Below are 12934 nucleotides of genomic sequence, written 5' to 3' on the forward strand. Positions count from 1 at the left end.
CTCACCTGGTGTGGGAGGGCTTCGGCACCTTGTATGCCATCGCCCGCGGGTAGTCGTGGCGGTGCAGTCGGACGCGGACCAGGAGCGGTCCGGCGTTGAGCGGGTCGGCCGGGTCGGTGAGGCGGCCCAGGAGGTCGTCGAGTTCCGCGGTGTGCGCGACGGTGACGCCGTGCGCCGGGGTGTGCTTGCCGGCGAAGACGTCCGCGAGGCGGTCGTAGTGCCAGGGGTGGAGGACGTTGTAGAAGTCCGGGTCGGCGGCGTCCTCGTCCGCGTAGTACCGCGGATGCACCAGCATCTGCTCGACGCCGTAGAAGTGGCCGTTGTCCATGACGAACACCACCGACCGCAGCCCGTGCCTGGTGTGCGTGGAGAGTTCCTGGCAGGTCTCCTGGAAGGCGCCGTCACCGACGAACACCATCGGGCGGGCGTCGCCGCGCTCGGGGGCGAACGCGGCGCCGGTGGCCGCGCCGACCGACCAGCCGATGGACAGCCAGCTGACCTGCGAGAGGAAGCCGCCCGCCGGCAGGGACAGGTTCATCGAGCCGATGAGGGAGAACGCGGCGTCGGAGACGACCGTCCAGTCCTCCCGCGTCTCGTGGTTCAGGAAGTGGTTGATCCGGTCGAACACGCCGTCGTAGGTGAGGCGTGGGCCGGCGCCGTGCGGGGCTGCCGAACCGGCGGCGCGGAGCGAGGCGCGGTGGTGTCCGAGGGCCGCGGGGCGGTCGCCGAGCGGTCCGTGGTGGGCGTAGGACTCCGCGTAGTAGTCGGCGGCCAGGCCCCCCGAGCCGTACGCCTTCACCAGCGCGTCCTGGAGGGCGGGCAGCAACTGTGTGAGCTGGACGTCGGGGAAGTAGGAGGTGCCGACGCTGACGCCGCCGTGCGCGACCATCACCCAGTCGCCGCCGACACACTGCTCCCCGCCGAGGTTCTTCGATGTGGACCAGGCGCCGAGCCCGATGCGACAAGTGGCCCAGTCCTTGAACACGGCGTGCACGTCCGGGTGGCTGGCGCCGCCGTTGTAGACGCCGTGGAACTGCGGCAGGTCCTCGTCGACGACGGCCTTGGCGCCGACGGTGGTGCAGAACGGCACGCCCGTCGCCTCCACCAGGTCGGTGAGTTGCCCGCCGAGACGGAACCGGTCGATCTCCTCGCCGGCCCAGATGATCGGGCGAGGCCTGCCGTCCGTGCCGGGGTGCTCCTCGACCAGGGTGAGGACCGCCTGCACGGCCTTGTCCAGCATGGGCTGGTTGCGCGCGCTGAACGGCCGCTCCCGGGGGACGATCGGCGCCTGCGGCTCGGGGCAGGGCTCGTCCCAGAGGTCCTCCATGACCTCCAGGTAGACCGGCCGGCGCTCGGAGAGGCACGCGGTGAGCGCGGCGTCGATCTGGCCGGGGGCGAGGCCCGGGTTGGAGATGACCTGGGCGTCCACGGTGACCTGCCGGTAGACGTCCAGGTTGCTCTCCGGGCGGGGGCTCATGTGCGAGGTGAGCAGGCCGACGGCCCTGTAGTTCTGCCACTGCTCGTAGGGCGGGGAGGCGTTGACGGCGACGAGCGGGACCTGTTCGACGTAGGCGCCACCGCAGGCGTTGAGCAGGTTGAACGCGCCGACGCTGTAGGTGACCGCGGCCGCTCCGATACCGTGGATACGGGCGTAGGCGTCGGCGGCCTGGCCCGCCCCGCCCTCGGTGGGAGTGCCGACCCACTCGATGTCGCCCTCGGCCCGCAGGGTCGTCAGGAACGGGCCGAGGTGGTTGCCGGGGACGCCGAAGAGGTGGGTGATGCCCAGCTCGGCCAGGCGCAGGGCGAGGTAGCGGGCGACCGTGCACCCGGGTTCGATCGCGATCACCAGTGGCCCCCGTCCCGGTCCGCGCCCGGGGTGGTGACCGGCGGGGCCTGGTGGACGGCGAGGGCGGCACGCACGGCGCTCTCCAGGGCGCCCTCGATCCAGGCGTGCTTGAGGGAGGTGTGCTCTCCGGCGAAGTGCACGGGGCCTTCGGGCCGGGAGACGTCCAGGTGGAAGCTGGTCATCTGGTGCGCGGTGTAGATGGCGGCCTCGCCGAAGGCGTACGGGTCGCGGGCCCAGCTCTTGGTGGCGCCGCGTCCGGTGAAGAACACCTCGATACGCCGGCCGTGCAGGGCCTGGAGGTTGCGCAGGGCGTAGACGTAGCGTTCCGCGGGGCGCATGGAGTCCCAGCGGGCGGCGTCGTCGGACCAGCAGTACGAGGCGAGCACGACGCCGCCGGTGCTGCCCTCGACCCGGTGCGACGGGTAGTACATGAACCGGTTGGGGTTGTCGGTGGCGGAGCCTCCTCCGAAGCAGTGGGTGGCGGGGCGGAGCGCGGGGCCGCGCAGCGGCAGGGTGCTGTTGAGCTGCCGCATCTCCTCGGTGACGCTGCTGTCCTTGACGGCGGCCGCCAGCAGGTCGGTGCCCGACTCCGAGAGCGAGAGGGCGGTGTCGGTGTCGGTGTCCACCTGGCCGCCCAGCCGGTAGTACTCGTACAAGCCGGGTGCGATGCGGTCGAGTTCGTCGCGCCAGTCGTCCTCGGTGAACTCCCACCACCGGTGGCTGAACTCCAGCAGCACCTTGGTGGCCTGGTCGTAGTGGGTCTCGATGACGGCCCGGCGCTTCTTGTACGACATCGACGGGACGATCTCCACGAACCGCAGGGCGGAGAACGGGATCGTGACGATCGCCAGGTCGGCCGTCCACAGGCGCGGCGGGGCCTGTGGATCGTTCTCGGTGACGGTCTGCACGGCCACGCCCCACCCGTCGGGCCCGACGGCGCCGGTGCCCTCGGGGTCGGTGTCGCGGCTGGGGTCGTGGTACTCCAGGCGGATCATGCGGTGGCCGAGCCGCACCTCGTCGCGCAGGCCCTGGTGCAGCGCGTGGGGCAGGCGCCAGCTGCCGCCGGGTATCTCCCAGTAGCGGACGCCGGGGTTGATGTCGCTGCGGCTCAGGAAGCTGTGGAAGAACGAGAGATGCAGCCGCGAGGACATGTTCTCCAGCGTTCCGACGGCCTCGATCGCCTCGTCGCTGAGTCCGGCGTGGTCGCGCAGGAAGCCGCCCATCGAGTAGCCGTCGAAGTCGCGGACCACCCGCGCCCAGCCCTCGACCCACTCCTCGAGGGGCTTGTTGACGCGCTTGCCGTCGACGATGTCGGAGTAGTAGTCGCGCACGCTCTCCAGCGCGTCGTCGACCATCTTCACGACGGGGGCGCGGACTTCGTCGTCGGTGAGGTGGAAGCCCTCGTTGATCCGCTCGGGGGCGGCGGCGTAGTCGGCGCGCCGCACCTGGGTGCGGTTGGCGCGGATCCAGGAGTTGCCGCGCTTGTCGGGTTCGCGGAAGTCGGGGCTGTCGTCGCCGTAGGTCCAGGTGCGGCCGGTGAAGGAGGTGTACGTCACCGGGGGCACGGGGACGTCGGGGCCGCTGCCGGTGCCGGGGACCACGTCCACGTTGTAGAACTGGCGGCGGCCGAGCCCGAGTTTGTCGACCAGGGCGAGGACCAGCGGGTGGAAGTCGGGCAGCCGCATGGCCCCGGCCTCGGCGTACTGGGCCGGGTCGTCGAAGGGCTGGTGGTGTTTGGTGGAGCGGAAGGTCTTGATGCGTCCGCCGACCCGGCTGGCGTTCGCTTCCAGGATGGTGACGTCGTGTCCGGCGTCCTTGAGCAGCCGGCCGGCGACGAGACCGGTGATGCCGGCGCCGATGACGAGGATCTTCTTGCGCGGGTGAGTGGTGGGGCCGAGGCGGCCCGTGTCTATCAGGGTGTGCAGATAGCCGAGTTTGAGGTCGGTGCCGTCCGGCCCGACGAGGAGGAGTTCGCGGGCGAGCCTGAGGCAGGTCTGCCAGCGGGCACGGGTGGCCGAGTCGTCCCGAGGTAAGTCGGTCATAGCTTGGGATCGTATATATGCCGGAACGATTTCGCGGTTTTACCGCGAACAAAGTCCTGAAAGCAGCGATCGCACCGCTTGGCGCAATTTGAGCTTGCCCGCACCCCCTTTCGAATACGGAAGATCCAGCAGGGGCGGAAGGGAATACGGATCACACCGGACAGGCAATTCACTTACGGAATGCGGGAATTCGGAAATCCCGGTACCTGCGGCGCACGCAGCGCGCCCCCTCAGCCGGCCCCACCAGCCCTCCATCCCGTTCCGCATCCCACGAGGAGGGCGTTACCCCTGGTCAGAGCCGGTGCCGCCATCCCAGCGTCCCAAAAGGTCCGATGGGAATGGCGGGTGGGACGGAACGTGGCGCAAGCTTCGGTCATCGAAGCACGCCGCCCCTTCGAGGGCGGTGACGCCGATCTCAACTTCCGGTCTCGGCCGCACATCTGTACGGCCGGCATCCATGAACCGGGAGATTCCATTCCGGAAATCCGGAACTCAGGAAACTCGAAACTCAGAGAAAGCAGTTCAACGCATGCCTATCGCACAGCGCTTCACCACCCGCGTGGCCGCCTCCTCCCTGGTCGCCGCCGCCGCTTTCGCGCTCGTCGGTGTCCAGGCCGCGGGCCAGACGGCCTCCGCCGCCACCCCGCAGAAGGCCGCCGCGACCGTCGACTGCACCGCGGCGAACACGAAGCTGACCGTCGAGAAGGTCTCCCGGCCCATCAACACCCTGCTCCTGACGGCCACCAACACCGGCACCAAGCCCTGCAACCTCTACGGCGCGCCCTACCTGGCCGCCGGCGCCGACGCCCAGGCCCCCGTCCCGTGGCTGGACTCCAGCGAGCCTCAGGCCGTGGTGACTCTGGCTCCCGGCGAGTCCGGGTACGCCGGCATCGGGACCTCCAGCCCCGACGGCTACGAGGGCCACATCGCCAAGACCCTGGGAGTGGACTTCTCGAACAAGAACCTGAACGGCTCGCTCGGCAAGGGCGCGACGCTGCCACTGCCCAACGGCGGTGTGTACTTCAACAGCGCCAACTTCGTCACGTACTGGCAGAGCGACGTGTACGACGCCCTGTTCGGCTGAGCCGTCCGGCGTCCCACGGCACCGCCGGTGATGGCGGTGCCGTGGGACGCGGAGCACGTGAAGACTGTGAGGCGCCCGACTGTTCGGACGGGCCGAGCCGCACCTGAGACTCCCCGTGGGGACGTCGACCGCCAGGGGCCGGGAAGGGGACCGGCCGCCTGACGGTCAGGCGGGTTCGGGAACCCGGCGGTGGCCCACGAGGACGAAGAGCGCGCCGACGACGGCCAGGCCCGTCAGGGCGGTGCCGAAGACGGTCGCCCCGGTGGGCGGTCCCACCGCGTCCATGAGGTAGCCGGTGGACACCGGCAGGAGACCCGCCGGGAGGTAACCGCCCACGTTCAGAGCGGCGTTGGCCTCGGCGAGCCGCTGCGGCGGGACGGTGGAGTTGAGCAGGGAGAGGCCGCCCAGCTGGCCCATGCCCTGGCCGGCCCCGGCGAGCAGGGCGGAGGCGACGAGCAGGACGACGGACGAGGCGGGCACGGCGGCGATCAGTGCGGCCATACCGAGGGCGGTGCTGATCGCGCCGGCGGTCAGGACGGTGCGCCGCGGCAGCTTCCGCACGGCGAACTGCACGCCGGTGGCGGCGAGGAACATGGCGAACACCATGGCTCCGGCGACGATCCGGCTGGTGGTGCCGAGCAGTTCGGTCAGCAGGGTGGGGCCGAGCGACAGCACGAACGACGTGGCGGTGATACCGGGGGCGAACACCGCGATTCCCAGGGCGAGATGGACGCCGTTGCCGCGCGGCACGCCTGGCACCCGCGCCCAGGCGCCCTTACCGGGCGCGACGGGACGCCGTACGGGCATGCGCAGCACGGCGAGGACGGCCGTGACCAGCAGCACCGCCTCGACGGCGAAGACGGTCACCGTGGGCGCCTGCAGCGTCTCGGACAGCACGCCGGCGAGCAGCGGACCGAGGCCGGCCCCGAAGACCATCGCACAGGAGGCGAGCAGGGCGGCCAGCCGCCGACGCTCCGGTCCCGCCACGTCCGTCACGGCGGCCATGCCCGCGGAGACGACGGCGCCGACGGCGATCCCGGTGAACAGCCGGGCGATGAGCAGCGCGGTGACGGTCGTGGCGGTCGCGAAGATCGCACAGGCGGCGAGTGCGAGGACGAGCGCGGGCAGCAGCACGGGCTTGCGTCCCAGCCGGTCGGAGACGACGCCCGAGACGAGCAGCGAGCCGAGCAGGCCGACGATGTAGAACGCGAACACGACGGTCAGGGTGCCCCTGGAGAACCCGATGTCCCGCTGCCACAGCACGTACAGCGGGGTCGCCGCGTTGGACAGCACGAAGACGGCGGTGACCGGCCACGCCGCCAGCCACACCCACCAGGTGGGGGTACGGAGTGCGGCCTGACGTTCCGACATGGGGATCCCTCCGGCGAGCTCAGTACGAGTTTTTTCGAACCTAGCATGCAGTACGATGAAACTCGTACAAGCAATTCGGATGACAGGGAACTGCCCATGTCCGCGACGGCTCACGACGTGCCGGTCATCAAGGTGCTGCCGGAACCGGAGAACCTGCCGGAACCGCTGCTCGAGCCGGCGGTCGAGGAACTGCGCCTGGAGACGGTGCTGGGCGCGCTGAGCGACCCGCTGCGTCTGACGATCGTGCGCAAGCTCCTCTTGGAGTCGGAGGCGTTCGACCACTCCTGCGGCTGGTTCGGCCTGGACCGCCCCAAGTCCTCCCTCACCCACCACTTCAAGGCCCTGCGCGAGGCCGGTGTCACCCGTCAGCGCCAGTACGGCCTGGAGCGCCGCAGCCACGTCCGCGTGGCCGACCTCGACGCCCGCTTCCCCGGCCTCCTGGAGCTGGTGGCGGCGTGGACTCCGAAGACGCCGTGAGCTGAGGCGGGAACCGCCACCGACGACCGCCCGGACACGTTGTTCGGGCGGCGGACCGGGTGGCCGAACAATCCGTGCCCCGGCTGAACTGGGCTCGCCGGAAAGGGCCGCAGCACGGAGAGGGGTCATCGGATGGGCAGGAGCAGGGGCGTCGCGGTCGTGGTCGCCGGGCTGGTACTGGCCGTCGCGGGGTGCGGGGAGGGCGGGACGGACGGGAAGGCCGCCAGGTCGTCGGCCGAGCCGAAGCCCGCCCGGTCGCCGTCATCGTCACCGTCGCAGTCGTCCGAACTCGTCGCGTGGGCCGGTGACATGTGCGAGTCGACGGTCGCGCTTCAGAACCTGCGGAAGGAGAGCGCCGCGGACCTGAAGGAGATCCGGGACTCGGACGACGAGACCGGGATGCTCGCCCACGCCCGCGCCCTCAGTTATCTCTCCTCGACACCGGCGGACGTGGAGACCGTGGCCGACGGCCTGGAGGCCCTCGGTCCGTCGGGCGTTCCCGCGGCCGACCGGCTGCGCGACGCCCTGCGGAAGAAGGTGAGGAGTGTCGCGAACGAGCTCGAAGCACAGTCACCGGCGGTGGGCCTCGAGTACGCCGAGAGCACTGTCGCGGACGTCGACAAGCGGGTGCAGTCCCTCACCCCGCCCCAGCCGGACCTGCCCGCGCTGGCCAAGAGAATTCCGCGCCTCGCGGCGGCGTATGAACAGGCCGAGCAGTGCGCGCCGGGCTGGAAGCCCGGCGAGTCGTCCGGGGAGGGGGACCCGGCCGCGCCCGGCCCCACCGGCCCGCTGCCCAAGGCGGCGGACGGGAAGAATTACCAGGCCTGCTCGGACGGTGCGTGCGAGGTCCTGGTGACGTCTACGGCGGACATCACGGCGAAGGGCACGAAGGTGCACGTCATCGTGGCTGACGACTCCATCACCTTCCAGTCGGGGGGCGGCGTGATGCAGTTCGGAGGCGCGGGCGGTGAGGCGGGGTTCGGAAACGGCCTGAAAGCGAACGTCGTCGCCCACAACAAGGACGGTGCCGTGCTGAAGTTCGCCCGCCAGTGAGCACCTCTACCGCCCTGCGCAGGCCTGCCTGTAGGGCAGTTGCGGCAGATGCTCCTCCCAGTCGGCCCGGGTCAGGATCCCGCCGGTGTGCTCGCAGACGTACTCCGCCGCGCGGTCCTCGTCCAGCGTCCACACCCGGGCCGTCAGGTCGTAGCCGGCGGAGGCGAGGGCGTCGCCGCGCGGGCTGAACGCGACGGTGGTGACGGTGTCGAGATGGCCGGTGAGTTCCTGGCCGGACGGCTCGGCCCGGGCCGGGTCGGACACGTCCCACAGGCGGACGGTGTGGTCGCCGCCGCCGGTCGCCAGCGTCTTGCCGTCCGGGGCGAAGGACAGGGCCCTGACCGCCGCGCGGTGTCCGGTCAGCTCCTCCCCCGACGGGCGGGCCCGGTCGTGCCGTTCGACGTCCCGCACGTCCCACAGCCGCACTGTGCGGTCGTCGCTGCCCGTCGCCAGTGTCCTCCCGTCCGGGGCGAAGGCCACCGCTTCGACCGACTCGTCGTGTCCGGTGAGGGCGGCGCCCGCGGGCCGGGCCCGTGTGCCGTCGCCGTCCACGTGCCACAGGCGGGCCGTGGCGTCCTCGGCGCCGGTGGCCAGGAGGCGGCCGCCCCGGGCGAAGGCCACGGAGGTGACGGCGTCCGTGTGGCCGCGCAGCGGTGCGCCGAGCGGCCGTGCCCGGTCCGGTCGCCGTACGTCCCACAGCCGAACCGTGTCGTCCGTGCCGCCGGTGGCCAGGGTGCGGCCGTCCGGCGCGAACGCGACGGCGCCCACTTCCCCGTCATGTGCGCGCTGGGGCGCTCCGAGCGGGGCGGGGCGGTCGGGCACGGAGAGGTCCCACAGGCGTACGGTGCCGTCCGCGGAGCCGCTGACCGCCGTACGGCCGTCCGGTGCGAACGCGACCGCCAGCACCCGGTCTTCATGGGGGAGCGGCCTCGGCAGCCGGCGCGGGCGGTCCGGGCGGCGCACGTCCCACAGGCGGACCAGCCCGTCGTCGGTGCTGGCGGCGGCGAGCAGGCGGCCGTCGGGGCTGTAGGCGACGGCGGTCACCGGATTGGTGAAGTCGGTGAGGACGGTCGGCGGCCGGTGCCAGAGCAGCACGCCGCCGTCGGCGCCGGTGCTGGCGAGGGTACGGCCGTCGGGGCTGAAGGCGACCTCCCACACGGGCTCCGTGTGCCCGGTCAGCGGCTCCCCGAGCCGCTGGGGATAGGCGGGGTTGGCCACGTTCCACAGCAGGGGCGCGTCGTCCTCGCCGGCGCTCACCAGGGTCTCCCCGTCGGGGCTGAACGCGACCGACATGACGGGCGCGGTGTGACCGGTGAGCGGTTCGCCCAGCGAGGTGGGCCGGGCCGGGCGCGACACGTCCCACAGCCGTACGGTCTCGTCGAAACCGGCGGTGGCCAGCGTGCGCCCGTCCGGCGAGAAGGCGAGGGTCCAGACCGGGTCGGTGTGGGCGCGCAGGGGCTTGCCCAGCGGTGTGATGCCGTCGTTCCCGCCGTTCCCGCCGTTCTCACCGTCTCTGTCGTTCCCGTCGTTCCCGTCGTTCCCGTTTTTCCCGCCGTTCTCGCCGTCTCCGAAGTTCCCGCCGTTCCCGTCGTTCCCGCCGTACCGCCACATCCGGACGGTGCCGTCGTAGCCCGCCGTCGCCAGGGTCTTCCCGTCCGGCGCGAAGGCGACCGCGCGGACGCTGCGGTCCTCCGAGTCGTCGGCCGCGGCGGGCTTTCCGAGGGGCGCGGGGCGGGCCGGGTCGGTCAGGTCCCACAGGCGTACGGTGCCGTCGTCGCCGGCGGTGGCCAGGGTGCGGCCGTCGGGGGCGAAGGCGACGGAGACGATGTTCTCCTCGCCGTGGCTCGCCGGCGGGCGGCCGAGGGCGCGGGGGTGCTCCCGGTCGCGCACGTCCCACAGGCGGATCACGCCGCCTTCGCCGGTGGCCGCCAGCAGGTCGCGGCCCGCCGGTGCGAACGCGACCGCTCCGACCCGGTCCGTCCCGAACCGCAGCGGTTCGCCCAGGGGACCGCCGCCGGTGTCCCACAGCCGGACCGTGCCGTCGTGGCCGCCGCCGGCCAGGGTGCGGCCGTCGGGCGCGTACGCCACGGAGCTGCCGACGCCGTCGTGCCCGGCCAGCCGCGTGGCCAGGACCCGGCCCGCGTCCGAGGCCAGCCGGGTCCGCAGGTCCGGGGTGGAGCGCATGCGGTACGCGGCCACGTCGAGCCGGGCGGAAAGCCCGGCGTGGGTGTCGCGGACCCGGTCGGCCTCGGCGGTGAGCCCGCCGAAGACGGCGTCGTCCCGTTCGGCCTGCGCGGTGGCGCGAGCCTGGAGGGCGACGACGGCGGTGCCGGTGGCGAGCAGGGCGAGCGCGGCGAGTACCGCCACGACCGTGCGGCGCAGGAGCGCGGCGCGGTGCCGGCGGCGGAGCGAGGTGGTGAGGAACCGCCTCTCCAGCGGCGTCAGTTCGTCACTGCCGGGGGCCGCGCCGTCCGTCGGGAAGGCGTCGCGTGCGGCGGACAGCCGGGAACCGGCGTAGAGCGCGGCGGTCTCCTGCGCGAGGTCCTGCCAGGTGCGGGCCGCCTCGGAGAGGGCGCGGTGGACGCGCAGCCGGTCGCGTTCGGCGTCGATCCAGGCACGCAGGCGGGGCCAGGCGGTGATGAGCGCCTCGTGGGCGAGGTCGGCGGTGCCGTCGTCGAAGGTGATGAGGCGGGCCCGGGCCAGCCGTTCCAGGACCAGCCGGGTGTCGGCGGGGTCTCCGAAGTCCAGCTCCGCGTGGTCGGTGGGGCGGCGCGTGTCGGCGGCCCCGTCGCCGGGCGCGACTAGGCGCAGCAGGATCCGGCGCGCCAACTCGGCCTGCTGTTCCGTCAGTTCCCCGTACACCTGCTCGGCCGTCCGTACGACGGCGCCGTGCAGCCCGCCGGCCGCCTCGTACGCCGCCTCGGTCAGGGCCCGGCCGCTGCGGTGGCGCCAGGTCTCCAGCAGGGCGTGCGACATCAGGGGCAGTCCGCCGGGGGCGTCCTCGACCTCGTCCAGGAGCCGCTCGGTCAGGGTGCGTTCGACGATCAGGCCTGCCGCGGTGGCCGGGCGGACGACGGCCTCCCGCAGTTCCGCCCGGCTCATCGGACCGGCGAGCAGCGTGGCGTCCTGCAACGCGGCGGTGAGCCCGGGGTGTTCGGCGCACCGGCCGAGGAAGTCGGCCCGCACCGCGATGACGACGCGCAGTCTGCTGTCGGCGTCGGTGGCGGCGACGAGCCGGTCGATGAAGGTGTCGCGGTCGGCCGGGCCGGCGCCGAGGGTGTACAACTCCTCGAACTGGTCGACGATCAGCCAGGTGTCGGCGTCGGTGTCCGGTACGGGTTCCAGCCGCTCGGCGTGCGTGCGCAGCGGGTCGGCGCCGGGGGTGAGGATCCGTACGGCCGCGGGCGGCACGTCGTCGTGGCCGGCCGCCCGCAGCCGTGGGATCAGGCCCGCCCGCAGCAGCGACGACTTGCCGCTGCCGGAGGGGCCGAAGACGGCGGTGAAGCGGTGCTTGCGGTTCAGCTCGGTGAGCCGCTCCACGAGCCGGTCACGGCCGAAGAACAGTTCGGCGTCGCCCGGTTCGAACCGGGTCAGGCCGCGGTAGGGCGGCCGGGCGGTGTCCTCGGCGGCCGTCTCGGCGGCCAGCTCCTGAGACGCCTCGCGCCAGCGCCGCTCCCACTCGGCGAGGTCGCCGCCGCACGCCTTGACGTAGGCGAGCGTCACCGCGCGGGTGGGCAGCTGCCTGCCCGCCGCCGCCTGCGACAGGGTGGTCACCCCGTACCGCGCCCGCCGGGCCATCTCCCGGTAGGTGGGCCTGCCCGCGGCCTCGCGCAGCGCACGCAGCCCGGCGGCGAACCGCTGCACCGGCCCGGCGTCCGGATCCAGCTCGCCCTCGGCGCGACCCGGCCCTGTCTGTCCCGGCACGTACCCGCCCCCCTCACCTCGCACGCCCTTGACTGACCTTCGGCCGTATCGGCGGCCGTGACACGGGAGTTCACCCGATCCTCACGCTTCCTCCAGGCCACTCGGTCCGGTTGGCGCCCCGGGGTTGTTCGGTGCTGGTGAGTGGCCAGCCGAACAACGGCGCACGGCGGTCGAATGGCCCGAGGACGTGGCCGGGACGGGCCGTTTTCCGGCGGCTGCGCGGTCCGAGCCCTGCGAGGGGAGGGCTCGGACCGCGCCCACGTCCGCACACACCCGCGACAGGCTGGAGGAGAGCCATGCACGCACGACATCGCACCCGGCACCTCGCCGTGGGGCTGGGCGCGGCGGCGCTCACGATGACGCTCACGGCGACGGCGGCACCCCACTCGGCGACCACCGCGGCGGAGCTGTACGGCTGGGGCGAGCCGCTTTCCGCGTGGTCGGACGAGTTCGGCTACGGCTCCGAGGCCGGGCCCGCCGTACCGGACCGCGCCAAGTGGCGCCTGGCGGGCGGCGGTCCCGGCGAGTGCTGGCCGGGCCACAGCGGCAACGGCCGCCGCTGCGACGCCAACACCCGCGTCGTCGGCGGAATCCTGCGCATGACCGGCGAGGCGGACGGCGACACCGGCTGGATCGCCTCGCGGTACGGCCAGAAGTACGGCAGATGGGAGGCCCGCGTGCGCTCCCGGGCCACCGCCCCCGACAACGGCAGGCCGTATCACCCGCTGCTGATCCTGTGGCCGGACTCGAACGAGCACCCCGAGGACGGCGAGTACGACTACCTGGAGAACGGCGCCCCCGGCGAGAAGTGCGCCGAGGCGTTCCTGCACTACCCGCACCCGCAGGACGTGCCCGTGCAGCAGGAACACGCCCGCACCTGCGGTGTGGACCTGTCGCGGTGGCACAACGTGGCCGTCGAGTGGACCCCGGACCACCTGCGCGGCTTCATCGACGGCGAGGAGTGGTTCCGCTTCTCCGGCGGCGCGAACGCGGACCGGGACTGCGTCCAGTGCGCCCCGTCGATGCACCAGACCATCCAGCTCGACAACTTCCACGGGGACGGCCTCCAGAGCGCCGTCTACGAAGTGGACTGGGCGCGGGTCTACGACCTGCCGGACGACGAGGGCGTGAGGTGAC

The 12934-nt window shown here is 72.6% G+C and carries 8 protein-coding genes; 4 read left to right on the forward strand and 4 right to left on the reverse strand.

Going from position 1 to position 12934, the window contains the following annotated elements:
• Position 1: 1 nt before the first annotated feature.
• A complete protein-coding gene (locus tag QC385_RS29435; protein ID WP_279544427.1) occupies positions 2-1846 on the reverse strand; it encodes an alpha-keto acid decarboxylase family protein in 1845 nt (614 codons plus the stop codon).
• Positions 1843-3888 (reverse strand): flavin monoamine oxidase family protein, encoded by a 2046-nt coding sequence (locus tag QC385_RS29440; RefSeq protein ID WP_279544428.1) that lies wholly within the window; start codon positions 3886-3888, stop codon positions 1843-1845. Before QC385_RS29440 ends, QC385_RS29435 begins: the two co-directional genes overlap by 4 nt.
• A 529-nt stretch (positions 3889-4417) precedes the next feature.
• Between QC385_RS29440 and QC385_RS29445 the strand changes: the two genes are divergently transcribed.
• Complete coding sequence (locus QC385_RS29445) at positions 4418-4972, forward strand: DUF4232 domain-containing protein (protein ID WP_279544429.1); 555 nt, start codon at positions 4418-4420, stop codon at positions 4970-4972.
• Positions 4973-5137: 165 nt separating this feature from the next.
• Here QC385_RS29445 and QC385_RS29450 read toward each other — a convergent pair whose 3' ends face one another.
• Positions 5138-6343 carry an MFS transporter gene (locus QC385_RS29450; protein WP_279544430.1) on the reverse strand — a complete coding sequence of 402 codons (1206 nt, stop codon included), beginning with the start codon at positions 6341-6343 and terminating at the stop codon, positions 5138-5140.
• A 96-nt stretch (positions 6344-6439) separates the two neighbouring features.
• Between QC385_RS29450 and QC385_RS29455 the strand changes: the two genes are divergently transcribed.
• The gene (locus tag QC385_RS29455) at positions 6440-6820 is read left to right on the forward strand and encodes an ArsR/SmtB family transcription factor (RefSeq protein ID WP_279544431.1); all 381 of its coding nucleotides are present in this window, start codon (positions 6440-6442) and stop codon (positions 6818-6820) included.
• A 132-nt stretch (positions 6821-6952) separates the two neighbouring features.
• Positions 6953-7873, forward strand: a complete 921-nt coding sequence (locus QC385_RS29460) for a hypothetical protein (RefSeq protein WP_279544432.1) — start codon at positions 6953-6955, stop codon at positions 7871-7873.
• A gap of 6 nt (positions 7874-7879) precedes the next feature.
• On the opposite strand, the gene QC385_RS29465 is transcribed toward QC385_RS29460, so the two are convergent.
• A complete protein-coding gene (locus tag QC385_RS29465; RefSeq protein WP_279544433.1) occupies positions 7880-11797 on the reverse strand; it encodes an nSTAND1 domain-containing NTPase in 3918 nt (1305 codons plus the stop codon).
• A 296-nt stretch (positions 11798-12093) separates the two neighbouring features.
• Between QC385_RS29465 and QC385_RS29470 the strand changes: the two genes are divergently transcribed.
• On the forward strand, positions 12094-12933 hold the full coding sequence (locus QC385_RS29470) for a glycoside hydrolase family 16 protein (protein WP_279544434.1): 840 nt from the start codon (positions 12094-12096) through the stop codon (positions 12931-12933).
• Position 12934: the final 1 nt, after the last annotated feature.

It is taken from the genome of Streptomyces sp. DH10, assembly GCF_029813805.1.
GTDB lineage: Bacteria > Actinomycetota > Actinomycetes > Streptomycetales > Streptomycetaceae > Streptomyces > Streptomyces coeruleofuscus.

Excerpts from the sequence above, each read along its gene's own strand:
- QC385_RS29460 (WP_279544432.1), top strand. The coding sequence starts at position 6,953 with ATGGGCAGGAGCAGGGGCGTCGCGGTCGTGGTCGCCGGGCTGGTACTG.
- QC385_RS29450 (WP_279544430.1), bottom strand. The coding sequence starts at position 6,343 with ATGTCGGAACGTCAGGCCGCACTCCGTACCCCCACCTGGTGGGTGTGG.
- QC385_RS29440 (WP_279544428.1), bottom strand. The coding sequence starts at position 3,888 with ATGACCGACTTACCTCGGGACGACTCGGCCACCCGTGCCCGCTGGCAG.
- QC385_RS29470 (WP_279544434.1), top strand. The coding sequence starts at position 12,094 with ATGCACGCACGACATCGCACCCGGCACCTCGCCGTGGGGCTGGGCGCG.
- QC385_RS29455 (WP_279544431.1), top strand. The coding sequence starts at position 6,440 with ATGTCCGCGACGGCTCACGACGTGCCGGTCATCAAGGTGCTGCCGGAA.
- QC385_RS29445 (WP_279544429.1), top strand. The coding sequence starts at position 4,418 with ATGCCTATCGCACAGCGCTTCACCACCCGCGTGGCCGCCTCCTCCCTG.